The organism is Streptomyces sp. STAM6 (assembly GCF_054963715.1).
The window spans coordinates 50,276-74,209 of the sequence record NZ_JBUEFZ010000017.1 but is presented as its reverse complement, the minus strand read 5'-3'; the positions used below and the strand labels follow the sequence as shown (position 1 = coordinate 74,209).

Here is a 23,934-nt window from a genome sequence, read left to right as displayed (position 1 = left end):
GGGAACGCTCTCCCATGCGACTCGGTCTGTACGTCAATCTCTACGCCGGCGGGGCCGACCGGCCCCGCCTCGCCGACGCCGTCGAACAGGTGCGCCTCGCCGAGCAGGCCGGCTTCGCCTGGGCCGTCCTCGGCGAACGCCACCTGCACCGGCCCGGGTACCACGAGGCCATCACCTCACTGGCCTATCTCGCCGCCCACACCGACCGGATCGGGCTGGCCACCGCGGGGCTGATCGCGCCGGTCCACCACCCCGTGTGGCTCGCCGAGACCCTCGCCCACATCGACGTGCTCTCCGGCGGCCGGCTCACCGCGGGCTTCGTCCTCGGCTACCGCCCCGAGGAGTTCACGCTGTACGGCATCCGGCCCCACGAGCGGGTGTCGCGCTTCGAGGAGTGCCTGGAGCTCGTCACCCGGCTCTGGACCGAGGACAAGGTCACCCACGAAGGCCGCTGGCACCGGGTCGAGGACGCCTTCCTCTCGCCCCGCCCGGTCCAGACACCGCGCCCCCGCGTCTGGAACGGCGGACGCGTGACCGCCGCCCTGGAGCGCACCGCTCTCGTCTGCGACGGCTGGACCACCTCGTTCAACGAGACCGACGAGGAACTGCCCGGGAAGATCGCCGCCTACCGCTCGTACCCGCGCGGCCCGCGTTCGCTCGGCGCCGAGGTCATCGTCTGCCGCGAGGGGTACGCCGCGCCCACCTCCCAGCAGGCCCGCGACACCCTCGAAGGCCCGCTGCGCGGGCTGTACGACGCCTACGGCGACTGGAAGCGGACCTCCGCCGACGCCGCACGGTACGCCCAGCCGTGGGAGGACATCGCCGCCCGCTCCGTGATCGGCTCGGCCGCCGAGTGCGAGGAACGGATCGGACGGTACGCCGAGATGGGCGCCGACGGGCTGGTCCTGCGCGTCCAGCCGCCCGGCATGCCACAGGCCGACGCCCTGCGCGCCATCGAGGCGTTCGGCGACCTGCAACTGGCCCCCGTCAGCTCCTGAACCGCTCCCTCACGGCCAGCGCGGCCCCGGCCACGTACGCCATCGCCGCCTCACCGGCCATCAGCATCGGCTGGCGCACCCACACCACGCTCTCCTCGGCCGCCTCGGCGACCGGGCAGGGCGCGGGCGCGGACACGTACGGCAGACGGCTCAGCGAGCGGTAGCCCGCGTCCAGCGGCACCCCCTCGGCGGCCATCGCCGCCAGGAACGCAGGCTTCGGCCGCCCCCCGAACGCCTCGGGGTCGTACCGCAGCATCGCCAGGTGCCAGGTGTGCCGCGTGGTGCCGGGCGGCACCGGCACCGGATCCAGCCCCGGTACGGCGGCGAGGGCACCGGCCAGCGCGGCGGCCGCCCGGGCACGCCGTTCGATCCAGCCGTCCAGCAGCGCCAGCTGCGGGTGCAGGACGGCCGCCTGGAACTCGGTCATCCGCAGGTTCCAGCCCGGCTCCGGATGGTCGTACCAGTCGCCGCCGGGCCGGCGGCCCACATTGTGCAGTGACCACACCCGCTCGTACAGAGCACGCTCACCGGTGACCACGATGCCGCCCTCGCCCGCGGTCATCGCTTTGCCCGACTGGAAACTGAAGCAGGCGAGGTCGCCGAGCGTGCCCGCCGGACGGCCGTGCCGCTCCGCGCCGTGCGCCTGCGCCGCGTCCTCCACCACGGGCAGGCCGAATCCCCGCAGGGTCTCCGTGTCGGCCGGGGCGCCGGCCAGATGCACGGCCATCACGGCCCTCGTGCGGGGCCCCACGAGGGCCCGCGCGGCCCCGGGATCGAGGTGCAGCGTGTCCGGGTCCACGTCCGCGACGACCGGCACGGCCCCCGCCAGCGCCACGGCGGTGGCGCTCGCCACGAACGTGTAGGCCGGCACGATCACCTCGTCGCCCGGGCCCACCCCGAGCGCGCGCAGCGCCAAGAACAGCGCGACCGTCCCATTGACCGTGCACACGCCGTGGGCCGTTCCCACCCGGCGGGCGAACGCCGCCGCGAACTCCTCGGTCGCCGTGCCGCACGTGGCGCCCCATCGCCCGCTGTCCAGCACCCGCAGCAGAGCCCTGCGCTGCTCATCGGTGGGGGTCGGCGGCCAGTCGGGCCACACGGGGCGGCCGGGACGGTCCTGCCGTCCGGTCACCGGATCTCCTTCAGCAGCCGGTCCATGGTGCCGTGCAGCACCTGTTCCCGCTCCGCGTCGGTCAGCTCGGACAGCAGCACCCGGCCGAGTCCGGTCCGCAGGTCGAGGAAGACGGCGTCGGACCCGAACGCCACCCGGTCGGCGCCCGCCTCGGCGACGATCCGCACAAGATGACGGGCCGTCATCCTGGAGCCGCAGGTCTCCAGCACCACGTCCGGGCACCGGGCCGCCGTCTCCACGGCGGGGCCGAAGCCCTCGGGGAACAGCCCCGTGTGGCCCATCAGCAGCGGCACGCCCTGATGGCGGGGCGAGACCGCCGCGAAGTGCCGGGCATCGGCCCACGGGCTGCCGTGCTGGCTGTGGGCGAGGACGATCCGGCCCCGCTCGGCGGCCGCCTCGAACGCGGGGGTGTACGCGCGGTCGTCGAGGGCCGTTCGGTGCGTCTCCGGATGCAGCTTCACGCCGATGACCCCGGGCACGTCCAGCAGATCGCGCAGCCGCGGCGCAGCCTGGGGATCGTGCGGGGAGAACACGGCGTATCCGAGGAGCCGGCCGGGGTGCGCGTCGAGCGCGTCGAGCAGCAGGGCGTTGCCTGCACGGGCGTCCGGCCCCACCGCCAGCAGGTGCGACACGCAGGAGGTGGCCACTCCGCACCGGTCCATCATGGCGACCAACCCGTCCGCCGAGCCGTCCGGGACGGCGAACGCGGACCACCGGCCGATGTGCCCGTGGGCGTCGACGATGTCGAGGGCGGTACCGGTCACGGCTCACCGTCCAGCAGCCGCAGGGCGTTGCCGCCGGCGACGAGCGCCGCGTCGCGCTCGGGAAGATCGAGGGTGTCCAGCAGGAAACGCGGCCCCGCGTCATCGGTGACCGGCGCGCCGGTGCCGAACAGGACGCGCCGGGCCCCGTACCGCTCGGCGAACCACTCGACCTGGCGGTGCCCGCACAGCGTCGACGTCTCGACGTGGAGCAGGGGGTGGGTGTCGAGCAGTTCGGTCAGCTCGCGCAGACCGCGGTAGCCGGTGCCGGTGAGGACGACGCGCAGGTCCGGCACGGCGGTGGCCAGCGTGTGCAGCTCGGGCCCGGTCACCTCGTCGCGGGCGAGCAGCACGCTGGTGCCGGCTCCGGCCAGCTCGGCGGCGAGGACGAGGGCGTGCGGGCCGGCCGGCGACCAGCCGTGCAGGCGCGGACACAGCCGGACCAGCCGGGCGTCGCCGTCCGGCCACGCCCCGGTGCCCAGCGGGCCCGGGACGAGGACCGGCACGGGTCGCAGCCGGGCGTCACGGATGAGCTCCAGCTGCTCGTTCCCGTCGCGCGGATCGCCGTGCACGGCGTGCGCGTGGACCACACAGGCGGCGTCGATCCGCAGCCGGTCCAGTTCCCCGACGAGCCCCTTCTCGTCGCGGCTGGGCACGCAGTCGTACGGCAGCGGGCCGAGCATCCGGTTCAGATCGACGACCGGGGCGGCGGCCGGGCCGGCGTGCCCCGTCATGACTTGAGGCCGCTGGTGGCGATCGAGTCGGTGAGATAGCGCTGGAGCAGCCCGAAGACCAGCAGGCAGGGGATGACGGTGATGGTGGCGCCCGCCATGATCTGGTTGATCGTGACGTTCTCGCCCTCCAGGGTGGCGAGACCGACCGTGAGGGTGCGCATCCCCTCGGACTGGCCGATGACCAGCGGCCACAGGAAGTCGTTCCAGTGCCAGAGGAAGACGAAGACGCCGAGTGTGGCGAGGACGGGCCGGATCAGCGGCAGAACGACCGTGGTGTAGACCCGCCACTCGGAAGCCCCGTCGATCTTCGCGGCCTCGAAGAGCTCGTCGGGCAGCTGGACGATGAACTGCCGCATCAGGAAGACGGCCTGGGAGTTGGCCAGGGTCGGCACGATCAGGCCCCAGTACGTGTCCACGCCGCCGAGTTCGGAGACCAGGATGTAGTACGGGATGAGGGTGGCCTGGAACGGCACCATGAGGGTGGCCAGGAACGACCAGAACAGCAGCTCGCGGCCGGGAAACCGCTTCTTGGCGAACGCGTATCCGGCCATCGACGCGAACAGCAGGATGAGCAGCACCGACACGAGCGAGTAGACCAGCGAGTTGATCGCCCAGCGGGTGATGTCGGCGCTCGCCAGGACGTCGGAGAAGTTCTGCCAGGTGGCCCGGGTGATGTCCAGGGCGCCGGGCAGGGTGCGGCCGCCGGGCGGCGCGAAGGCCACCAGCACCATGATGGCGAAGGGCGTGACCGTCACGACGGCGACCAGGATCAGCAGGACCGGCAGTCTCAGCCGTGCCATCAGTCGGCGTCCCTTCCGATGAGCCGGCGCTGGATCAGCGAGAAGACCAGGACGACGAGGAAGAGGACCAGGCCGACCGCGCTGGCGTAACCGAAGTCGAAGAACTTGAAGCCGGAGTCGTAGAGGAAGTACACCAGCGAATAGCTGGCCCTGACCGGGCCTCCGGCCGTCATCACGTACATGGCGTCGAAGACCTGGAACGCCTGGATCGCCTCGATGACGAGGACGAAGAACAGGACGGGCCGCAGCAGCGGGAGCGTCACCCAGCGGAAGCGCTGCCAGGCGCTCGCGCCGTCGATGGTGGCCGCTTCGACCACCTCGCGCGGGATCGACTGCAGCCCGGCGAGGAGGATCAGCATCGAGTACCCGAAGCCCTTCCACGCGGAGGCCGCGGCGATGGACGGCAGGACCAGGGAGTCGCTGCCGAGGAAGTCGACGGGCCCCAGGCCGAGGGCGCCCAGCGTGCTGTTGAGCAGCCCGTCCTCCACCTCGTAGATCCACTTCCAGATCACGGCGGCGAGGACGATGCTCGTCACGTACGGCAGGAAGAACAGGCCCCGGAAGAAGCCGCGCAGCCAGAGCGTGCGGTGCAGGAGCACGGCCGTGCCGAGCGCCAGCAGCACGGTCATGGGGACGTACAGGGCCGTGTAGAGCGCCGTGACGCCGAGGCTCTCCCAGAACAGGTCGTCGTCCAGGAGCCGGGTGTAGTTGGCCGCCCCGATGAACTCCCAGGAGCCGTTGAGCCGGTAGTCGGTGAGGGAGAGGAACGCCGCACCGAGCGTCGGCCCGAACCGGAACACGAGGAACAGGACGAGCATCGGTGCGACGAAGGCCAGCCCGGCGAGGGCTTCGCGCCGTCGCGGCACCGCGGGCCGCCGCCGCGAGGCGGGCCCGGGTGCGGCTGCCGGGGCGGTCGCCGGAGCGGTCGTGACCGCCCCGGCGACCCCCTGGGCGGATTCGGCACCGGCACCGGCACCGGCACCGGCGCCGGTCCCGGTCGCCGAGCCGGGCCCGGTCGTGGGTCCGGGGCCCGGCTCGTCGGGCTCGTCGGGCGCGGCCTCGCGGGGCTCGACCTTGCTCAACGCTGCCGCGCCAGCAGTTCGTCGCCTTCCTCCGCCGCCGCCTCCAGCGCCTCCTTGGGGCTCTTCTTGCCGGTCAGGGCGGCCTGGATCTCCGGCGACACGAGCGCCATCAGCTGGCGGGCGGCCGGGTTCGGCTCACCGGGGAAGGTGTGCTCCAGCGCCGCCTGGTACTCCTTCGCGAACGCGTTGTCGCTGGGTACCGTGACGTCCTTGCGTGGCGAGAAGAAGCCACCGGCCTTGCCCATGGACTCGATCTGCGCCGGTTCGGTCATGTACGCGATGAACTTCTCCGCGCCGTCCAGGTTCTTCGTCCGGGCATTGATGCCGAGGCCGCCGGGCATGCCGAAGCAGACCTGCTTGCCGGGGCCGGCGAGGGCGGGGCCCACGATGACGTTCCCCCTGCCCCAGGTCTTCTCCGCGAGCAGCGCGTCGGCGGGGGTGTTCGTGTACCCCATCGCGACCTGCTCCTTGCCCAGCGCCTGGTCGGTGAAGAGGTTGGCGTTGGTCAGGGCGGACTTCGGCACGGCCCCGCTCTTGTACAGGTCGACGAGGAAGGTGAGCGCCTCCACGCCCTCGGGGCTGTTGAAGGCCGTCTTCCTGCCGCTCTCGTCGAACACCTTGCCGCCCGCCTGCCACAGCAGGGGGTAGAAGCTCATGTTGAGCGACGCCTCGTTGCTCGCGGAGTAGTCCAGCGTGGCCGCCCCGGCCTGCTTCAGCTTCGGCGCGGCCGCCCTGATGGCGTCCCAGGTGGTGGGTGGCTCCTTTATCCCCGCCTTGTCCAGCAGCTTCTTGTTGTAGAGCGTGCTGGTGACGGTGTGGTAGATGGGCGCCGCGTAGACCTTGCCGTCCTGGGTCATCGCCTCCAGCGCGGCGGGCCGGAACGCGCTCCTGGACTTCTCGATGGCCCGGTCCACGGGCTGGACCGCGCCGTTCGCCTGGAACTGGGGGATCTGGTCGGGGCCGAGCAGGACCACGTCCGGCCCCTTGCCGCTGCCGAACGCCGTGGCGAGCTTCTGGTCGCGGTTCTCCCAGGGCAGCTGCTCGATGTTCAGGTCGACGCCCTTCTCCGCCGCCTCGAAACCCTTTTCGATCCCGTCCCAGTACGCGGCGTTGGCCTTCGGATCCATGATCACCGGATACATCCAGACGGTGACCTTGTCCGACCCCGAGCCGCTGTCGCCGTCGCCGCAGCCGGCCGCGGTCAGTGCGGTGAGCGTGAGGAGTGCGAGAGGTGCGGTGGCGCGCTTGAAGCCTGTCTTCATGGGGGCCTCCGGAAGGCCTGGGAACCTGGACAGTTTCGGCCTGGGCCGAAAGTAACCGTGCACATTTGGGCTGTCAATGCTGCCCGCCGTGCCCTGTGGACAACACCCTTCTTATGGCCGTCGTCTGACGCCACGTGAGGCCGGCCGACCCGTCCCCGTCGATTGCGGCACGGCCCGAAAGGGTTTCGGCGCCCGCCTCGGGCCGTGCGCCGTCCGCCTTTTCGCCGGAGTGACGAAGCCGCCCCGCCCGGCGTTCCGGACGCGGCAATTCCGTTGCCATGGGCATCTTTGCCGCCACCGACGGCCTAGTGGGTGAGGACGTATTCGCGTTCTCCGCGTTCTCACCGTCAGCGAACGATCTGGAGGCCACCCGGTGCCTGATATCCCCGCTCAAAGAGGGGGGCAGCAGCCCAAAGAGATCCTCACCGCCGTGTACGAGGCTCTCCGGACGGAGCTCCTCACCGGGCTGGACTTCCAGGGACTCAAGGACGACGAGAAGGAAGAGGTCCTCCACGAGGCCTTCGCCGACGCGTGGTCGAGACCGGAAGAGATCACCAGCTTCGAGGTCGTCACCGACCGGCTCACCGCCGAGGTGTACCGGCGCGCCCGCGGCAAGCGCAGTGAAGGGAGGAGGAAGAGGAAGCACGAGTACGTCACCTGCGTCTTCGACCCGCTCATGTCCCACGACGACGAGCGCGACCAGGACGTGGACGGTGACGACGGGGAAGAGATGCCGGACAGCGTGCGCAAGCACGCCCCGGAGCAGATCCGCGAGCTGTGGACGCTGATGCGTCGGCACCTCAGGGGCCGGCAGCTCCACGTCATGGAGCTGCACTACGGCGAGGGCCTGTCCGTGGAGGAGATCGCCAAGCGCATCCACCGGACCAGGCGGACGGTACGCACCGCCCTGACGCGGGCTCACGAGCGGCTGGAGCGCCACAAGGCGGACTTCGACCGCTTCGACATCTAGCGCACACGGGGCCGGCCCCGGTCCGTCGGGCAGGATCGACCGGCGCCGGCCCTCACCTCCCGACCAACAGAGGAAGGCGTATCAATCATGTTGGAGAACCAGCCGGAAGGCACCCCCGGCGGGGGGCCGCCCATCCCGCCCCGCTGGTACGCGAAGCACTTCTCGGCTCTGCGCCTGTGGGCGCTGGCGCACTACGGCTCCACTCCGCCCGCCGAGGTGAAGGCCGAACTGGACCGGATCTTCGCCGAGGGTGACCGCCGGCGCAGCGAGCGGCAGGCCGGCAAGGAGGCGGGCCCAGCCGGGTCCGGCCGCCCCCGCCGTCTGATCTGGCCGCTGCTGACCGGTGTACCGGCGGTGGGCCTGCTTCTCGCCCTCGCCGCGATCAGCCAGTTCAGCAGCATGTAGTCACCGAGGAGCCCGCTGCTCACCCGGCGTAGGAACCCGTGAGCAGCGGGCGTGACGGAGACGTCCCCAGAGCACACACCCCCGAGGAAGCCCCCCATGGCCAGCATGCACGAGCGCCCGGACACCCCGCACCTGCCCGACTGGAATATGCCAAACCTTGACGAGCTCATGGCCGCGGCCGAGCACGAATTGTTCTGCCGAAGGGCGGAAGCCGCCGCGGCCAGGACCGAATTGCGTCGCCTGCGGCGCCGCAGGCGGCGTGAGACCCGCCGTGCCGTGCGCCACAAAGCGCCGGCCGCGGCCCGGAAATCCCTGTTCGTCGTCGCCATCGTGAGCGCGGTGGTCGCCTTCGTCGCGGGAGTGGTGCTGTTCTTCACCGGCCACGACGGCGGCGGTGACTGCTTCGGCGCCTCCGCGGCGGCCTGGGGGGCGGCCGCCCTGCTCCGCCCCCGCCGCTGACCCGCACCCCGGACCCCGGAGCGGCGGGCGGCGCGGATTCGTTCCGGACCCGTTCGTGTCGGAGTTGGGCCGAACGGGTGAGGGAGGCGAGGATAGGCGTATGAGTAGGTACGAGAGGTACGACGTCACCGACGAACAGTGGGAGGGCCTGGCCCAGGTCGTCCCGCTGCGGGGGCGCAACGAGTGGCCGTCCAGGATCGACCACCGGACGATTCCGCGGGACTACGAGGCCGCCGAGCAGCGCCGTATGGTCGTACTGCGGGTGCAGGTCTTCGCCGACGCGCGCGAGGTCGCCGAGTACCTCATCGCGCAGATCCCGGTCCTGCTGGACCTCACCGGGGCGGACACCGAGGTCGCCAAGCGCATCCTGGACTTCAGCAGCGGAGTCGTCTTCGGTCTCGGCAGCGGTATGCACCGGGTCGACCGGAACGTCTTCCTGCTCGCGCCGCTCGGCACGGAGGTCGAGGGCGCCGCCGCCGCTTCCGTCCCTCATTCGTAGGAAAGATGTTCGGGCGGAACGGTTCAGCAGGGACGGGCGCTCATACGGTCCGGCCATGGACCCCTCCGGCCGCGCCCGTCCCTCAGGCCCCGGCGGCTTCCCCGCCCCCGCCGGCCTCCCGACTCCCTCCCATTTCCGCAGCCCCGGCCGCCCGGCCGTCACCGAGCTGCGGCTGTCCTCGTTCAAGTCGCACCGCGGGGCCGTCTTCCGCCTCGGGCCCGTGACCCTCTTCACCGGGTCGAGCGGCAGCGGCAAGTCCGGCGCGTTACAGGCGTACGAGGCGCTCGCACTGCTCGCCGCCGGGGCCGCGCTCCCCGACGTCTTCCCCGACCCCGAAGCGTGCGTGCCCCAGCGCGCCGCGCCCGACGCGCAGGGGCGGCGCGGCTTCCGGATCGGCTGCACGGTGGACGGCCCGGCCGGCCCCGTACGCCTCGACCTCGCCGTACAGGCCCACCCCCGGCTCCGGATCGCCGGCGAACGGCTGACCGACGGCGACGGACGCACCCTGCTGACCACCGCCCTGCGGGACCCGGGGCGCAGCAGCGTCCAGGCCGAGTGGCACACGGCGGGCGCGGCCCCGGTGACCCGGGCGCCCCTGCCGGACGACCGTCTGGCCACGGCGCTGCTGCCCCTGCGCGTCGCGGGCAAGACGCAAGGGCAGCTCAAAGTGCTGGCCGCCGCCGAACAGGTCGTGGTCGCGCTTCGCTCCCTCTTCACCTGCGAGCCGCAACCGCAGCACATGAGGGCACCCGTCGCCCCGGGCGAGGGCCGGCTGCGGCGCGGCTGCGACAACCTGGCCGCGGTGCTGCACCGGACCCGCACGGACTGCCCGAGACGACACGCCCGGCTGGCCGCGGTCGCCCGTGCGGGATGCGCCGGGCCGGTGCGGGAGCTGGGCGTCGAGACACTCGCCGACGGCAGGGTCCGGGCGGTGCTCGGACTCGACGGGCACGGCGCCGGCATGCCGGTCGAACGGCTCGGCGAGGGCGAGTTGCGCTACCTCGCCCTCGCGCTCGTGCTGCTGACGGGGCCGGGCGTGCTGGCCGTGGACCGGGCGGCGGAGGTGCCGGACGCCATGCAGACGCTCACGGTCCTCGCCGACGGCTTCGACCGCGATCTCGACCCCCGGCAGGCGGCCGAACTGATGTCGCTGGCAGCGGCGATCTGCGGCGAGGGCCACATCCGGCTGGTGGGGACCGTCGGCGGGACGGGGGCGGGGGCCGCGCACCGGGCCGACGGGGTGACGGTGGTAGACCTGGGGCCGTGACAGAACTGGATGTGCAGGGATTGCAGCGCAGGCTGGCGGAGTTCGCGGCGTCCCGCGAGTGGCAGCCGTACCACACCCCCAAGAACCTCGCCGCGGCGCTGAGCGTCGAAGCGGCCGAACTGCTGGAGATCTTCCAGTGGTTGACTCCCGAGGAAGCGGACCGGGTGATGGAGGAACCCGAGTCGGCGCATCGCGTGGCGGACGAGGTCGCGGACGTCCTCGCCTATCTGCTCCAGTTCTGCGGCGTCCTGGGCGTCGATCCGCTGGCGGCTCTCTCCGCCAAGATCGACCGCAATGAGCTCCGCTTCCCCGTCGGGCGGCCTCCGGGACGTGCCGCACGCAAGGATCGTCACTCTACGGAGTGATCCACATATTCACACTGAGCTTCGTGTCCACAGATTTCCGAATTCCCCTGGCGTTTGGGTCCGTTCGCCTTCACTCTGGGTAGTGAATAGATGGGCGGACAGTCGTACGAACGGGGGCGGCGTACATGGATGCGGAGCGGCTCATCACGGCCAGTCGGCGGTCTCTGGCGGACAGCGGGTCGGCGCAGGACATCGTGGCGGAGGCCTGGCAGGCGCAAGCCCTCGCCCAGGCGCTCGGCAGCCATCTGGCGATGTGCGGACCGCCGGAGCTGAGAGGCGAGGCGCGAGGGCTCAGCGAGACGGGCGGCCGGGGCACCGGCCCCGACCACCCGGTGCTGCGCACGGGAGGAGTGCGGGCGGCGCAGCTGACGGTGGTCACCGACCTGCGTGGTGCGCTGCTCGCGCTCGTCGCGCTGCTGGGCGAGGTGGGCATCGCACTCGTCGGCGTCGCCTGTGCGACCGACGAGGAGGGGCTGTACTGGCAGTGCATCGAGGCGATCGACGCCGCCGACGAGTCGAGCGACCGGGTGCGCGTCATGCTGCGCCGGCTCGCGGTCCGGGACCGGAGCAGACCCTCCGGCGCGGGACGTGAGCGGGTGGAGATGGCGGACCCGGCGGACTCGGCGGCGGGGTCGGCGTCCTGACCTCGGTGCCGGGCGGGCCGTCAGCGGAGTGTGGAGGTGCTCCCGTCGGCGGGGCGGCCCTCGGCGGCGCTCTCGGCGGGCGCGGTGGAACCGGCTGACCCCGTGCGGTCGGCCGAGGACTGAAGATCGGCGTCGAGCTGTGAAAGATCGGCGGTGAGTGCCGCCATCAACTCCTCCATCTGCTGCAGCAGGTTCTTGGGGGCGCCGGCGCCCTTCTGCTCGGGCACGGACTCCTGCACCGGCTGCTCGGGCGTGGTCTGTTCGGGCACGGCTTCCTGGGACATGGCGGCCTCCTCGGCCCTGGCCCACCCCGTGGGGGAGGGTGGCGCGACATTACGACGCGCCGACAGCTGCCGCCGGCGCGCGGGCCGGGCGGTCCGGCTCCGCCCGAGCCAACGAGGGGTGCGGGCCGCTGGTCACTGGCGGGGACGGACGCGCGCCACCAGGTTGACGAAGGTTCACCCGGGCGTGCCGGTGTGGGCGCGGCAGGGGCTACCTGTTGACGACCGTTCGGAACAGCGACGGGGGAGCGTGCGCCCTGCGCCCTCCGCGCGCGCCCCATGAGCGCTGTCCGTGCGCCGGTTCCCGCGGGGAAGGCCACACACCCCGGCGCATGGTCTTCCGCAGCGGTGCCGAGTCCACTCGGTGCGGCCAGGCCCCTATGAAAACCGCTGTTCACAGCGGCCGGAGCGGCTCATACTCGGACGCGTGTTCCTGACGATCAGTACGACCGGCTCCCCAGAGCGCCCCGCAACCGACCTCGGCTTCCTGCTGCACAAGCATCCCGACAAGGCGCAGGCGTTCTCCACCTCGCACGGCACGGCGCATGTCTTCTACCCCGAGGCGACGTCGGAGCGCTGCACGGCGGCCCTGCTGCTTGAGGTGGATCCCGTGGCGCTGGTCCGTCGCGGCCGGGGCAAGGGCCGTGGCGGCGCTCCCGACGCGGCGCTCGCGCAGTATGTGAACGACCGGCCGTACGCCGCCTCGTCGCTGCTGTCCGTGGCCGTCAGCACGGTCTTCAAAAGCGCCCTGCGCGGCGTGTGCAACGCCCTGCCGGAACGGGCCGCGGCGCCGCTGCCGCTGCGGATCGAGGTCCCGGCGCTGCCCGCGCGCGGGGGTGCCGACCTGGTCCGTGCGCTCTTCGGGCCGCTCGGCTGGTCGTCGGTCGAGGCCGAGCCGGTGGCGCTCGACGCGCGGTTCCCCCAGTGGGGGGACTCCCGCTATGTGCGCCTGGTCCTGGAGGGCGAGCTGCGGCTCGCCGACGCGCTGCGGCACCTGTATGTCCTGCTGCCGGTCCTCGACGACGCCAAGCACTACTGGGTGGCACCCGACGAGGTCGACAAGCTGCTGCGGGCCGGCGAAGGCTGGCTCGCCGACCACCCCGAGCAGAAGCTCATCACCAGCCGCTACCTCTCCCGCCGCTGGGGCCTGACCCGGCAGGCGATGGAGAGGCTGGAGCTGGTGCGGCTCGCCGAGACCGAAGACCTCGACGTCGAGGACGTCGACAACGCGGTCGACGAGACGACCGACACGGAAGCCAAACCCGTGCCGCTCGCCGAGCAGCGGCGCGACGCCATCCTGAAGGCGCTGCGCGACGCCGGCGCGAGCAAGGTGCTCGACCTGGGCTGCGGCCAGGGACAACTGGTCCAGGCACTGCTCAAGGACGTCCGGTTCACCGACATTGTGGGTGTCGACGTCTCCGTACGGGCCCTGACCGTCGCCTCGCGCCGGCTGCGGCTGGAGCGGATGGGCGAGCGCCAGGCCGGCCGCGTCACCCTGCTCCAGGGCTCGCTCACGTACACCGACAAGCGGCTCAAGGGCTATGACGCGGCGGTGCTGAGCGAAGTCGTCGAACACCTCGACCTGCCGAGGCTGCCGGCGCTCGAATACGCCGTGTTCGGTGCCGCCCGGCCCGGCACGGTGATCGTGACCACGCCGAACGTCGAGTACAACGTCCGCTGGGAGACGCTGCCCGCCGGGCACACACGCCACAGCGACCACCGGTTCGAGTGGACCCGCGAGGAGTTCCGCGCCTGGGCCGGCACGGTCGCCGAACGGCACGGCTACTACGTGGAGTTCGTGCCCGTCGGGCCGGACGACCCGGAGGTCGGCCCGCCCACCCAGATGGCCGTGTTCACCCTGACCGCGAAGGCCCCGACCGACAAGGAGGAGAAGGTCGCATGAGCACCACCGAAGCAACCAGTACGACCCGCAAGCTGCCCGTCACCGACCTCTCCCTCGTGGTCCTGGTCGGAGCCACCGGCTCCGGCAAGTCGACGTTCGCGCGCAAGCACTTCAAGCCCACCGAGATCATCTCCTCGGACTTCTGCCGCGGCCTCGTCGCCGACGACGAGAACGACCAGAGCGCCAGCCGTGACGCCTTCGACGTCCTGCACTACATAGCGGGCAAGCGCCTGGCGGCCGGCCGGCTGACGGTGATCGACGCGACCAGCGTCCAGCAGGAGAGCCGCCGCAAGCTGGTGCAGCTCGCCCGGGAACACGACGTGCTGCCCATCGCCATCGTCCTCGACCTGCCCGAGGAGGTCTGCGCCGAACGCAACGCCACCCGGCCCGACCGCGCCGGCCTGCCCCGGCACGTCATCCAGCGACACCGGCGCGAGCTGCGCCGCTCGCTGCGCGGCCTGGAACGCGAGGGCTTCCGCAAGGTGCACGTCCTGCGCGGCGTCGAGGAGGTCGAGGCCGCCGAGGTCGTCCTGGAGAAGCGGTTCAACGACCTGCGCCACCTCACCGGTCCGTTCGACATCATCGGCGACATCCACGGCTGCAGCTCCGAACTGGAGACCCTGCTCGCCAAGCTCGGCTACGACGACGGTTCGCACCCCGAGGGGCGCACGGCCGTCTTCGTCGGTGACCTCGTCGACCGCGGCCCCGACAGCCCCGGAGTGCTGCGCCGCGTGATGAGCATGGTCGCCTCGGGCGACGCGCTGTGCGTTCCCGGCAACCACGAGAACAAGCTCGGACGCTGGCTCAAGGGCAGGAAGGTCCAGCACACCCATGGGCTCGCCGAGACCATCGAGCAGCTGGAGGGGGAGAGCGAGGAGTTCCGCACCCGGGTGCGGGAGTTCATCGACGGGCTGGTCAGCCACTACGTCCTCGACGGGGGAAAGCTCGTCGTCTGCCACGCCGGACTGCCGGAGAAGTACCACGGCCGCACCTCCGGCCGGGTGCGCTCGCACGCGCTGTACGGCGACACGACCGGTGAGACCGACGAGTTCGGCCTGCCCGTGCGCTACCCCTGGGCCGAGGACTACCGCGGCCGTGCCGCCGTCGTCTACGGCCACACGCCCGTCCCCAGCACCTCCTGGATCAACAACACCATCTGCCTCGACACCGGAGCCGTGTTCGGCGGACGCATGACCGCACTGCGCTGGCCCGAGCGCGAACTGGTCGACGTACCCGCCGAGAAGGTCTGGTACGAGCCGGCCAAGCCGCTCGCCCCCGAGGCACCCGGCGGGCACCAGGGCCGCCCCCTCGACCTGGCCGACGTGCACGGCCGGCGGGTCGTGGAGACCCGGCACCTGGGCAACGTCGGGGTGCGCGAGGAGAACGCCGCCGCGGCGCTGGAGGTGATGAGCCGGTTCGCCGTCGACCCGCGGCTGCTGGCCTACCTGCCGCCGACGATGGCGCCCACCGCGACCTCCCGCGAGGAGGGCTATCTGGAACACCCGGCGGAGGCGTTCGCGCAGTACCGGTCGGACGGCGTCGAGCGGGTGGTGTGCGAGGAGAAACACATGGGCTCGCGGGCGGTGGCACTGGTCTGCCGCGACGCCGACGCGGCCCGCGAACGGTTCGGCGTCGGCGGCACCGCCGGTACCGAGGGCCCCGGCACGGTTCCGACGGGCTCCCTGCACACCCGTACCGGCCGGCCGTTCTTCGCGGAGTCGACCGGCGGCGCCGACGCCGGCGCGAGCGTCACCGAGCAGGTGCTGGAGCGGCTGCGCACGGCGATCACGGCCGCGGGCCTGTGGGAGGAACTCGACACGGACTGGCTGCTGCTGGACGGCGAACTCATGCCGTGGTCGCTCAAGGCGTCCGGCCTGCTGCGCACCCAGTACGCCGCGGTGGGCGCCGCGTCCGGCGCCGTCCTGCCCGGCGCCGTCGCGGCCCTGGAGGCGGCCGCGGGCCGTGGCCTGGACGTCGGCGGGCTGCTGGACAAGCAGCGGGAACGGGCCGCGGACGCGGCCGCGTTCACCGAGGCCTACCGGCGGTACTGCTGGGACACCGAGGGTCTGGACGGAGTGCGGTTCGCCCCCTTCCAGATCCTGGCCGCCCAGGGACGCTCGCTCGCTGCCGTGCCGCACGACGAGCAACTGGCGTGGCTGGACCGGCTCGTGGAGCACGACCCGACGGGCCTGCTCCAGGTCACCCGGCGGATGGTCGTCGACACCGGCGACGAGACATCGGTGCGGGCGGGCGTCGACTGGTGGCTGGAGATGACGGCAGCCGGCGGCGAGGGCATGGTCGTCAAGCCGCTGCAGGCCCTCGTACGGGACGGCAAGGGCCGGCTGGTCCAGCCCGGCATCAAGGTACGCGGCCGGGAGTACCTCCGGATCATCTACGGCCCCGAGTACACCCGCCCCGAACACCTGGAGCGGCTCCGTGACCGCTTCCTCGGCCACAAGCGGTCCCTCGCCCTGCGCGAGTACGCCCTGGGGCTGGAGGCACTGGACCGGCTCGCCGGCGGTGAGCCGCTGTGGCGGGTCCACGAGGCGGTCTTCGCCGTCCTCGCCCTGGAGTCGGAGCCGGTCGACCCGCGCCTGTGAGCCCACCCGCCGCCGGACGGGACGCCCTGCGGGGAGGCGCTGTCAGTGCCTCCCCGTAGGGTGTGATCACCCGCTCGGGCAGGGGCGGGGGGCACGGACACGGGGGATGCGTCATGGGTGTGGCCGCGGGCTGGACCGCTGTCGGGGACTGGGAAGTGACGCTCGACGCGTATGCCGAGCCGAAGCCCGCGGTGCGGTGCCGGAAGACCGCCACCGGGCGGGAGCTGAAGAAGGTGCCGCCCGCGCTCAAGGGCGAGCCGGCGCTCGCGGAGCTGACCGCCCTGGCGGAGTGGATCCGGGACCACGCCGCCGAGGCCCGCACCCTGGCCGAGACATGGATGGTTCGTTCCCTGCCCGTTCCGGCCGGGCTGCTCCGCGCGGTGTGGACCGACCCCTACTGGCAGCGGGCCCTGAGGTTCGCCGTCGTCGCGCCGTACGGCCCCGAGGGCCCGGACGTCGGCCGGGCCGGGCTGCTCACCGGCGTCGACGGCACCCGGATCGAGCTGACCGGCACCGACGGCCCCGTCGTCCTCACCGGCGGCACGGTGGGGCTGGTGCATCCGGCGCTGCTCGACCCGCGCGGCACCGGACGGCCGGCCAGGTGGCGGGCTCTGCTGGACGAGTTCGGCGGGGAGCAGCACATCGAGCAGCTGCACCGCGCGGTGTACGTCAGGCCCGCGTCGTCCCCCGCTCCGCATCCGCACGCCGGCCATCTGCAGATCCGCATGTTCGACGGCGCGGAGTACCACACCGGGGCCCGTTTCGAGCGCGTCGTGTCCCGGTTCGGCGGACGCGTCGAGGGCGAACACGCCATGTACACCTTCGAAGACCGGGGCCGGCAGTACCAGTTGCGGGTGGACCTGCGCTATCAGGGCCCGATGTCGGTCGTCGGCATCAATGACTTCTGGTGGGTCGGCACCCGCGATCGCCTCGGTCCGGGCGCGTACGACTTCATTCCACCCGCCGTGTGGTCCGAGGGCCTGCGGGCGCTGGCCACGCTCTACGACGAGCGGGACCGGGAGGAGCGCGCGCTGCCCGGGCACCGGCCGGAGCACGCCGACTCGGCCGCGGCCTACCAGGCGTTCCTCGCCGACTGCGCGGCGTACGGCGCACAGCCGCCCGGCGACCGGCCCGTCCGGCCGCCCCAGTGGCATCAGCAGCCCGTGAGCGACGGCCGGCTGCTGTCGGCGGGCGCGGTGCTCGCCGGAAGTCCCGCCGACGCACGCCAGGAGTGCCTCACGGCCCGGCGGTACGCATGGGGAGCGCTCGACGAGGGGCAGGAGATCGTGCGCCTGGTGCCCGAGCGGGCCGGTGCCGCCGAGGACGTGGTGGCCCGCGCGCTCGGCCTCGACCCCGCCGGCGGCCCCGGCACACCGGTGGGCCGGGTCCTGGCCACCGGGCTCGGTTTCCTCGCCCAGGTCTGCCGTGACCACCCTCACCACGCGCGGCGCGCGATGGCGTTGCTCGCGCCGCTGCGCGCCTGCGCCGGCACCGCGGTCGCCAAGCCGGGCCGCGCGGCCGGACAACTGCGGGACAGGGTCGGCAAACTCACCGCCGACATGCCCGAACTGCTGCCGTACGCGCTGGACGAGGGAGCCCGGCTGATCGCCGGGGCGGGGAGCCCGGCGATGGCGCGGCCGCTGTTCACGGAGGCCAGGGAGCTGGAGCGGCAGGCCGGCAAGCAGGTCGACGAGAACACGCTGGCCGGGCTGATGGCCGAGTTCACCGCGCTGGGCGTGATCACCGACAGGATGGTCAGGGAGTACAGCAAGGGCCTGTCCGCGCGGCTCCCGGCGGACGAGGCGCTGCGGCGCTTCCGCGACCTGGTGCTCGTGTGGTGCGGCAGAGGCGGCGCGACTCCGCAGACCTTCGCCGACGAGCTGGCCGCGACGGCGGACGGACCGCTGCCGGCCGATGACGACCATGCGGAGATCCTGGCCAAACTCCTGCGCGGTGGCGGCATGGAGAAGGCCACCGTCGCGGTGTGGACGGCCTGGCTTCCGGTCCTGGAGCGGCTGGTGGGGGAGCGGCCCGACCTCGGCACCCACCTCTTGCGGCTGCCGCCGGTGCCCCGCGGCTCGTCGCACGCCGCCGTGGACACGGCCGCCGGGTACTGGCTGACTCTGCTGGACGCCACCGGCGTACTGGACCGGATCACCGGCCGCGCCGGCGGCACCGAAGTGCTCCCGCTGGCATCCGTCCACCAGTGGCTCGACCTCTACCTCCAGCGGTTCCAGCGGGAGCGTCCGCCCGTCGCCGCGCTGGAGCCGGTGCTGGTCGCGATCGCCGGGCGGATGCGGCAGGCGGGGGACCGGCGCGGGACCGTCCGGGCGCTGGTGGCCCGGCGCGGCGACGGACCCTGGCCACAGACGCCCGATCTGGCGGCCCTGGTGGCGCTGATCCGCGCCGGGGTACCGCTCGAGGACCCCGACGGGGACCTCCGTCTGGGCGTGGTCCCGTGGCTGGAGCGGCGCGGCCCGGGCGTCGTGGAGGAACTGCTCGAGGAGCCCCGGTTCGCCGAGTGCGTGCATGCGGAACTGATCTGCGAGGAAGTGGTGGACGCCACCCTGGTGCCCGGGACGCACCCGCTCGCCTTCTCCGAGAAGGCCGTCCGCGGTCTCGTCCGCTCGGCGAGGCTGCGTGACCTGATGGGCCGGGGGCTCGAGGCCCAGCAGCGGCGCCTGACCGAGACGGAGGGCGGGTCAGGGGCGCTGTACGCGCTGCTCACCCTGCTGGTGCACGTCGAGCCGTTCGCGGCGGGCGACCCGGCCGGGACCTTCCGGGAGGCCGTGGAGCAGGCCCTGCGAGCCGATCATGTGCGTCTGCTCGCGGGGGAGCTCGCGGCGCGGTGCGGCATCGAGGACATGTCTTCCGAGCGGGCGGCCGCGCTGCTGGCCGCGCCGGACGAGCAGGAGCGGCTCCACATCCCGTACGACATCCGCCGGATGATCAGGGGGAACGTCAGTGGTCACCCACCGCGCGGCAACAGCACCTGGCGGGTGCTGCGGCGGCTGGTGGAACGGGAGCTCCCGGAGCTCACCGACGAGGAACGGCGCGATCTGGCCGCCGACGCCCTGCACGACGCGCTGCAGTGCGAGCTCCGTCTGGAGAAGCTCCGGCCGTTTGCCGGGTGAAGAGGGTCGGACGCGGCGAGGATGGGGGCATGGGATTCCATGTCGATTCCGAGACCGGGCGCCTGCGCCGCGTCATCCTCCACCGGCCCGATCTGGAACTGAAGCGGCTGACACCGAGCAACAAGGACGCGTTGCTCTTCGACGACGTGCTGTGGGTGCGGAGGGCCCGCCACGAGCACGACGGATTCGCCGATGTGCTGCGTGACCGCGGGGTGGCCGTGCACCTCGTCGGGGATCTGCTGCACGAGTCGCTGGAGATTCCGGAGGCCAGGAAGCTCGTCCTGGACCGGGTCTTCGACGAGAAGGAGTACGGACCGCTGGCCACCGACCACCTCAGAGCGGTGTTCGACGGGATGGCGACCGGAGAGCTGGTCGAGGCGCTGATCGGCGGGATGACGAAGCGGGAGTTCCTCGCCGGTCACCCCGAGCCGACGTCCGTGCGGTTCCATGTGATGGAGATGGACGAGTTCCTGCTCCGGCCGCTGCCCAACCACCTGTTCACCCGGGACACTTCGGCCTGGATCTACGACGGGGTCTCCATCAACGCCATGCGCTGGCCCGCGCGGCAGCGCGAGACGGTCCACTTCGAGGCCATCTACAAACACCACCCGCTGTTCACCGGCCCCGAGGCGGGCCCTTTCCACCACTGGTCGGAGGGGCAGGACGACTACCCCTCGACGATCGAGGGCGGCGACGTCCTGGTCATCGGCAACGGCGCCGTCCTGATCGGGATGAGCGAGCGCACCACCCCGCAGGCGGTGGAGATGCTGGCCCGCGGACTGTTCGCGGCCGGCTCGGCCCGTACGATCGTGGCGCTCGACATGCCGAAGCGGCGCGCGCTCATGCACCTGGACACGGTGATGACGATGGTCGACCACGACACGTTCACGCAGTACGCCGGGCTGGGGATGCTCCGCTCGTACACGATCGAGCCGGGCGAGCGCGATCATGGGCTGAAGGTGACCGACCATCCGCCGCAGCACATGCACAGCGCGATCGCCCATGCGCTGGGTCTGCCCGGCATCCGGGTGCTGACCCCGACGCAGGACGTGCACGCGGCCGAGCGGGAGCAGTGGGACGACGGCTGCAACGTCCTGGCGGTGGAGCCGGGCGTCGTCGTCGCGTACGAGCGCAATGTGACCACCAACACGCATCTGCGCAAGCAGGGCATCGAGGTGATAGAGATCCCGGGCAGCGAGCTGGGCCGCGGCCGCGGCGGCCCGCGCTGTATGAGCTGCCCCGTCGAGCGGGACGCGGCGTAGCGACGGTCCTCGGCGACGCTTCGTCCCTTTCGTACGGTGGACTCTTCCAGGACGACCCGGTCCGCATATAAATTCTATTCCTCGTATACACTTCCATGGTCTTCGTATCCGGGAACCCAGGAGCACCCATGGCCACCGATCTCACCGGCCGGCACTTCCTCAAGGAGCTGGACTTCACCGCCGAGGAGTTCCGCAGCCTGATCGAGCTGGCGGCCGAGCTCAAGGCGGCCAAGAGGGCGGGCTCCGAGGTGCAGTGGCTGCGCGGCAGGAACATCGCGCTGATCTTCGAGAAGGCCTCCACCCGTACGCGGTGCGCGTTCGAGGTCGCCGCCGCCGACCAGGGTGCCTCCACCACGTACATCGATCCGTCCGGCTCCCACCTCGGCAAGAAGGAGTCCGCGAAGGACACGGCCCGGGTGCTCGGCCGGATGTTCGACGCGATCGAGTTCCGGGGCGCCTCCCAGGACACCGTCGAGGAGCTCGCCGCCCACGCGGGCGTGCCCGTCTACAACGGGCTCACCGACGTCTGGCACCCCACCCAGATGCTCGCCGATGTGCTCACCATGGCCGAACACACCGGCAAGCCCCTGGAGACCATCGCCTTCGCCTATCTCGGCGACGGCCGTTACAACATGGGCAACTCCTATCTGATCACCGGCGCCCTGCTGGGCATGGACGTCCGGATCGTGGCCCCGCGGGCGTACTGGCCGGGCGACGACATCGTGGGGCGGGCCCGTGACCTCGCCGCGACCAGCGGTGCACGGGTCACGCTCACCGAGGACATCGCCGAGGGTGTCCGCGGCGCCGACTGCGTCGCCACCGACGTCTGGGTCTCGATGGGTGAGCCGCAGGAGGTCTGGGACGAGCGCATCGCCGCCCTCGCGTCGTACCGGGTCACCATGGACGTCCTGCGCGCCACCGGCAACGACCGGGTCAGGTTCCTGCACTGTCTGCCGGCCTTCCACGACCTCGGCACCGCGGTCGCCCGGGAGATCCACGAGCGGCACGGCCTGACCGAGCTGGAGGTCACCGACGAGGTCTTCGAGTCCGGGCACTCGGTCGTCTTCGACCAGGCGGAGAACCGGATGCACACGATCAAGGCCGTCCTGGTCGCCACGCTCGCCGCGCCCTGAGGGATGAGCATGCGACCGATTGGGTGAATATGCGTTCGGCCGGTTAGCATCGGCGCAAATGGTGGGGTTCGGGCTCGCACGCCCGGACCCCACTTCGCGTGTGCACGACCGTACGGCCCAGAGAAGAGAACCACCCCATGCGTCCCACCGGACCGCGCATCAAAACTCCCGCCCAGCTGGTCGCCGAATCCGGCGCCGACCTGGAGGGTCATGGCCTCAAGCGCACCATGGGCCTCTTCCAGCTCGTGTGCTTCGGCGTCGGCGCCATCGTCGGCACCGGAATCTTCGTCGGCCTCTCCGACAGCGTCGCCGAGGCCGGCCCCGCGGTCGTCGTCTCCTTCGTCCTCGCCGCGATCACCTGCATCTTCACCGCCTTCTCCTTCGCTGAGCTGGGCAGCGCGATCCCGGTCTCGGGCAGCTCCTACTCCTTCGCCTACGCCACACTCGGCGAGCGCGTCGCCTTCCTCGTCGGCTGGTGCCTGCTGCTGGAGTACGGCATCTCCGTCTCCGCCGTCGCGGTCGGCTGGGGCCAGTACCTCAACGAGCTCCTCGGCAGCCTGACCGGGTGGCAGCTGCCCGCGGCGCTCTCCAGCCCGCCCGGGGACGGCGGCGTCGTCAACGTCCCCGCCGTCGTGGTGATCGCGCTCGCCGCCCTGCTGCTCGTCCGCGGCGTCCGCGAGAGCGCCCGGGCGACCGCGGCCATGGCCGTGGTGAAGCTGGCCGTCCTCGTGCTGTTCTGCGGGATCGCCTTCACCGCCTTCACCTCCGACAACCTCTCGCCGTTCGCCTCGCACGGGCTCATGGGCGTCACCTCGGGTGCCTCGCTGGCGTTCTTCTCGTACATCGGCTTCGACGCGATCACCACCGCCGGTGAAGAGGTGAAGAACCCGCGCCGGAACATCCCGCTGGCGATCATGATCTGTATCGGTGTCGTCACGCTGCTGTACTGCCTGGTCGCGATCGCCGCCATCGGCGCCATGTCCGCCGGTGACGTCGCCGACCAGCCGGCCGCGCTCTCCCTGATCGTCGACAAGGTCACCGGTTCGGCGATCGGTGGCGGAGTCGTCGCCTTCGGCGCCGTCGTCGCCATCGCCTCGGTGGTCCTCGCCGTGATGTACGGCCAGACCCGCGTCCTGATGTCGATGTCCCGCGACGGCCTGATCCCGGGCGTCTTCGCCCGTGTCTCCCCGAAGACCTCGACGCCCGTCGCCAACACCTGGATCGTCGCCCTCGTCTTCGCCGTCCCGGCGGCCGTCGTCCCGCTCGACGTGGTGATGAACCTGACCACCATCGGCACGCTCGCCGTCATGGCCGTGGTCAACATCGCGGTGATCGCGCTGCGCCGCCGCTACCCCGGTACCGAGACCGGCTTCCGGGTGCCGCTCTACCCGTTCAGCCCGGCCCTCGGCGTGGCCTTCTGCCTCTACCTGATGTGGGGCACCGGCTGGGAGACCTGGGCGCAGTTCGCGGTGTTCCTGGTGGCCGGCGCGCTGGTGTACCTGTTCTACGGGCGTCGCAACTCGCGGCTCGCCGCCGGTGCGCCGGCGGACGGCGAGCGGGAGGACAAGGCCCTCGTCACCTCGGCAGGGTGAACCACACCGCCTTGCCCTGCGGGGTGGGGCGGTGCCCGCACGCCGAGCTGAGCGTACGGATCAGCAGCAGCCCGCGCCCGTGCTCCTGCCACGGGTCGGGCGGCCCGAGCGGCCCCGGGCGGGCCAGATCGCCGGGCGGCGACGGGTCGCCGTCGTGCACCTCGACCTGACAGCCCCACGGCAGCAGTTCCACCACCAGTTCGATGGGGCCGTCGCCGGAGGTGTGCTCCACCGCGTTGGCGACGAGCTCCGCCGTGAGCAGCTCCGCGGTGTCGCCGTCGGCCGGCGCGTCCAGATCCGCCAGCGCCGTCCGTATCAGCGCGCGGGCGATCGGCACTGCGGCGGTGCTGTGCGGCAGCGCGATACGCCAGAAGGCTGGGCCGGAGGCTTCGAGCACGGCGGGGGGTCCGTTTCCGGTGTTTCGTTCGGGAAGTATGGACCTCTGTGACGGGTGAGGTTGCTGAGGTCCCGAGGCCAACCCTACGAAGAGCAAGCAGCCGAACCAGGGGCGCCCGCCCACCTGCCGGGGACCTGTGCCACAGCTGGTACAGGACCTTCGCCGGTTCCGGACAGATGTGACACGACGCCCCCTTACCGGCGAGTTTATCGCGCAGTCGTGACGGAAGTCACGCACGAGTGATAGCTTCTGAA

22 protein-coding genes are annotated in these 23,934 nt (G+C 72.0%); 14 read left to right on the top strand and 8 right to left on the bottom strand.

The window, feature by feature from the left end; all coding sequences use genetic code 11:
* The first annotated feature begins 14 nt into the window (after positions 1–14).
* Positions 15–998: an LLM class flavin-dependent oxidoreductase gene (locus ACY34K_RS20640; protein WP_462749150.1), complete on the top strand. Its 984-nt coding sequence runs from the start codon at positions 15–17 to the stop codon at positions 996–998.
* Here the strand turns inward: ACY34K_RS20640 and ACY34K_RS20635 are convergent.
* Genes ACY34K_RS20635 through ACY34K_RS20610 form a run of 6 tightly spaced genes read right to left on the bottom strand, consistent with a single transcriptional unit; the run spans position 988 to position 6,769 of the window.
* Complete coding sequence (locus ACY34K_RS20635) at positions 988–2,130, bottom strand: DegT/DnrJ/EryC1/StrS family aminotransferase (protein WP_462749148.1); 1,143 nt, start codon at positions 2,128–2,130, stop codon at positions 988–990. The two genes, ACY34K_RS20640 and ACY34K_RS20635, sit on opposite strands and share 11 nt — an antisense overlap.
* Positions 2,127–2,894: an amidohydrolase family protein gene (locus ACY34K_RS20630; RefSeq protein WP_462749146.1), complete on the bottom strand. Its 768-nt coding sequence runs from the start codon at positions 2,892–2,894 to the stop codon at positions 2,127–2,129. Before ACY34K_RS20630 ends, ACY34K_RS20635 begins: the two co-directional genes overlap by 4 nt.
* Positions 2,891–3,625 carry an amidohydrolase family protein gene (locus tag ACY34K_RS20625; RefSeq protein ID WP_462749145.1) on the bottom strand — a complete coding sequence of 245 codons (735 nt, stop codon included), beginning with the start codon at positions 3,623–3,625 and terminating at the stop codon, positions 2,891–2,893. The genes ACY34K_RS20630 and ACY34K_RS20625 overlap by 4 nt, the downstream gene beginning before the upstream one ends.
* Positions 3,622–4,425 carry a carbohydrate ABC transporter permease gene (locus tag ACY34K_RS20620; protein WP_462749143.1) on the bottom strand — a complete coding sequence of 268 codons (804 nt, stop codon included), beginning with the start codon at positions 4,423–4,425 and terminating at the stop codon, positions 3,622–3,624. Before ACY34K_RS20620 ends, ACY34K_RS20625 begins: the two co-directional genes overlap by 4 nt.
* On the bottom strand, positions 4,425–5,507 hold the full coding sequence (locus ACY34K_RS20615) for a carbohydrate ABC transporter permease (protein ID WP_462749142.1): 1,083 nt from the start codon (positions 5,505–5,507) through the stop codon (positions 4,425–4,427). Before ACY34K_RS20615 ends, ACY34K_RS20620 begins: the two co-directional genes overlap by 1 nt.
* On the bottom strand, positions 5,504–6,769 hold the full coding sequence (locus ACY34K_RS20610) for an ABC transporter substrate-binding protein (RefSeq protein WP_462749141.1): 1,266 nt from the start codon (positions 6,767–6,769) through the stop codon (positions 5,504–5,506). The genes ACY34K_RS20615 and ACY34K_RS20610 overlap by 4 nt, the downstream gene beginning before the upstream one ends.
* 430 nt (positions 6,770–7,199) lie before the next feature.
* Between ACY34K_RS20610 and ACY34K_RS20605 the strand changes: the two genes are divergently transcribed.
* The 7 genes from ACY34K_RS20605 (at position 7,200) to ACY34K_RS20575 (ending at position 11,378) form a co-directional block, all read left to right on the top strand.
* Positions 7,200–7,739 (top strand): sigma-70 family RNA polymerase sigma factor, encoded by a 540-nt coding sequence (locus tag ACY34K_RS20605; RefSeq protein ID WP_462749140.1) that lies wholly within the window; start codon positions 7,200–7,202, stop codon positions 7,737–7,739.
* Positions 7,740–7,826: 87 nt separating this feature from the next.
* The gene (locus tag ACY34K_RS20600; protein WP_462749139.1) at positions 7,827–8,144 is read left to right on the top strand and encodes a hypothetical protein; all 318 of its coding nucleotides are present in this window, start codon (positions 7,827–7,829) and stop codon (positions 8,142–8,144) included.
* A gap of 96 nt (positions 8,145–8,240) precedes the next feature.
* On the top strand, positions 8,241–8,603 hold the full coding sequence (locus ACY34K_RS20595) for a hypothetical protein (protein ID WP_462749137.1): 363 nt from the start codon (positions 8,241–8,243) through the stop codon (positions 8,601–8,603).
* 100 nt (positions 8,604–8,703) lie between these two features.
* A complete protein-coding gene (locus tag ACY34K_RS20590; protein ID WP_462749136.1) occupies positions 8,704–9,102 on the top strand; it encodes a cell division protein SepF in 399 nt (132 codons plus the stop codon).
* A 55-nt stretch (positions 9,103–9,157) separates the two neighbouring features.
* On the top strand, positions 9,158–10,369 hold the full coding sequence (locus ACY34K_RS20585; protein ID WP_462749135.1) for an AAA family ATPase: 1,212 nt from the start codon (positions 9,158–9,160) through the stop codon (positions 10,367–10,369).
* Positions 10,366–10,734 carry a nucleotide pyrophosphohydrolase gene (locus ACY34K_RS20580; protein ID WP_462749133.1) on the top strand — a complete coding sequence of 123 codons (369 nt, stop codon included), beginning with the start codon at positions 10,366–10,368 and terminating at the stop codon, positions 10,732–10,734. The genes ACY34K_RS20585 and ACY34K_RS20580 overlap by 4 nt, the downstream gene beginning before the upstream one ends.
* Positions 10,735–10,859: 125 nt before the next feature.
* On the top strand, positions 10,860–11,378 hold the full coding sequence (locus ACY34K_RS20575; protein WP_462749131.1) for a DUF6099 family protein: 519 nt from the start codon (positions 10,860–10,862) through the stop codon (positions 11,376–11,378).
* 20 nt (positions 11,379–11,398) lie between these two features.
* On the opposite strand, the gene ACY34K_RS20570 is transcribed toward ACY34K_RS20575, so the two are convergent.
* On the bottom strand, positions 11,399–11,662 hold the full coding sequence (locus ACY34K_RS20570; RefSeq protein WP_462749129.1) for a hypothetical protein: 264 nt from the start codon (positions 11,660–11,662) through the stop codon (positions 11,399–11,401).
* Positions 11,663–12,086: 424 nt separating this feature from the next.
* On the opposite strand from ACY34K_RS20570, the gene ACY34K_RS20565 reads away from it, so the two are divergent.
* The 6 genes from ACY34K_RS20565 to ACY34K_RS20540 all read left to right on the top strand — a co-directional run bounded on the left by ACY34K_RS20565 (position 12,087) and on the right by ACY34K_RS20540 (position 23,283).
* On the top strand, positions 12,087–13,562 hold the full coding sequence (locus ACY34K_RS20565; RefSeq protein WP_462749127.1) for a 3' terminal RNA ribose 2'-O-methyltransferase Hen1: 1,476 nt from the start codon (positions 12,087–12,089) through the stop codon (positions 13,560–13,562).
* Positions 13,559–16,162: a polynucleotide kinase-phosphatase gene (locus tag ACY34K_RS20560; RefSeq protein WP_462749126.1), complete on the top strand. Its 2,604-nt coding sequence runs from the start codon at positions 13,559–13,561 to the stop codon at positions 16,160–16,162. Before ACY34K_RS20565 ends, ACY34K_RS20560 begins: the two co-directional genes overlap by 4 nt.
* Before the next feature lie 113 nt (positions 16,163–16,275).
* Positions 16,276–19,296, top strand: a complete 3,021-nt coding sequence (locus ACY34K_RS20555) for a DUF4132 domain-containing protein (RefSeq protein WP_462749124.1) — start codon at positions 16,276–16,278, stop codon at positions 19,294–19,296.
* 29 nt (positions 19,297–19,325) lie between these two features.
* Complete coding sequence (locus ACY34K_RS20550) at positions 19,326–20,558, top strand: arginine deiminase (protein WP_462749121.1); 1,233 nt, start codon at positions 19,326–19,328, stop codon at positions 20,556–20,558.
* Between the two features lie 128 nt (positions 20,559–20,686).
* Positions 20,687–21,691, top strand: a complete 1,005-nt coding sequence (argF, locus tag ACY34K_RS20545) for an ornithine carbamoyltransferase (RefSeq protein WP_462749119.1) — start codon at positions 20,687–20,689, stop codon at positions 21,689–21,691.
* Positions 21,692–21,828: 137 nt separating this feature from the next.
* Positions 21,829–23,283, top strand: a complete 1,455-nt coding sequence (locus ACY34K_RS20540) for an amino acid permease (protein WP_462749117.1) — start codon at positions 21,829–21,831, stop codon at positions 23,281–23,283.
* On the opposite strand, the gene ACY34K_RS20535 is transcribed toward ACY34K_RS20540, so the two are convergent.
* Positions 23,267–23,680 (bottom strand): ATP-binding protein, encoded by a 414-nt coding sequence (locus tag ACY34K_RS20535; RefSeq protein ID WP_462749115.1) that lies wholly within the window; start codon positions 23,678–23,680, stop codon positions 23,267–23,269. The genes ACY34K_RS20540 and ACY34K_RS20535 overlap by 17 nt on opposite strands.
* Positions 23,681–23,934 lie beyond the last annotated feature (254 nt).

Excerpts from the sequence above, each read along its gene's own strand:
- ACY34K_RS20540 (WP_462749117.1), top strand. The coding sequence starts at position 21,829 with ATGCGTCCCACCGGACCGCGCATCAAAACTCCCGCCCAGCTGGTCGCC.
- ACY34K_RS20620 (WP_462749143.1), bottom strand. The coding sequence starts at position 4,425 with ATGGCACGGCTGAGACTGCCGGTCCTGCTGATCCTGGTCGCCGTCGTG.
- ACY34K_RS20570 (WP_462749129.1), bottom strand. The coding sequence starts at position 11,662 with ATGTCCCAGGAAGCCGTGCCCGAACAGACCACGCCCGAGCAGCCGGTG.
- argF (WP_462749119.1), top strand. The coding sequence starts at position 20,687 with ATGGCCACCGATCTCACCGGCCGGCACTTCCTCAAGGAGCTGGACTTC.
- ACY34K_RS20640 (WP_462749150.1), top strand. The coding sequence starts at position 15 with ATGCGACTCGGTCTGTACGTCAATCTCTACGCCGGCGGGGCCGACCGG.
- ACY34K_RS20590 (WP_462749136.1), top strand. The coding sequence starts at position 8,704 with ATGAGTAGGTACGAGAGGTACGACGTCACCGACGAACAGTGGGAGGGC.
- ACY34K_RS20555 (WP_462749124.1), top strand. The coding sequence starts at position 16,276 with ATGGGTGTGGCCGCGGGCTGGACCGCTGTCGGGGACTGGGAAGTGACG.
- ACY34K_RS20610 (WP_462749141.1), bottom strand. The coding sequence starts at position 6,769 with ATGAAGACAGGCTTCAAGCGCGCCACCGCACCTCTCGCACTCCTCACG.
- ACY34K_RS20550 (WP_462749121.1), top strand. The coding sequence starts at position 19,326 with ATGGGATTCCATGTCGATTCCGAGACCGGGCGCCTGCGCCGCGTCATC.
- ACY34K_RS20600 (WP_462749139.1), top strand. The coding sequence starts at position 7,827 with ATGTTGGAGAACCAGCCGGAAGGCACCCCCGGCGGGGGGCCGCCCATC.
- ACY34K_RS20595 (WP_462749137.1), top strand. The coding sequence starts at position 8,241 with ATGGCCAGCATGCACGAGCGCCCGGACACCCCGCACCTGCCCGACTGG.
- ACY34K_RS20560 (WP_462749126.1), top strand. The coding sequence starts at position 13,559 with ATGAGCACCACCGAAGCAACCAGTACGACCCGCAAGCTGCCCGTCACC.
- ACY34K_RS20585 (WP_462749135.1), top strand. The coding sequence starts at position 9,158 with ATGGACCCCTCCGGCCGCGCCCGTCCCTCAGGCCCCGGCGGCTTCCCC.
- ACY34K_RS20575 (WP_462749131.1), top strand. The coding sequence starts at position 10,860 with ATGGATGCGGAGCGGCTCATCACGGCCAGTCGGCGGTCTCTGGCGGAC.
- ACY34K_RS20625 (WP_462749145.1), bottom strand. The coding sequence starts at position 3,625 with ATGACGGGGCACGCCGGCCCGGCCGCCGCCCCGGTCGTCGATCTGAAC.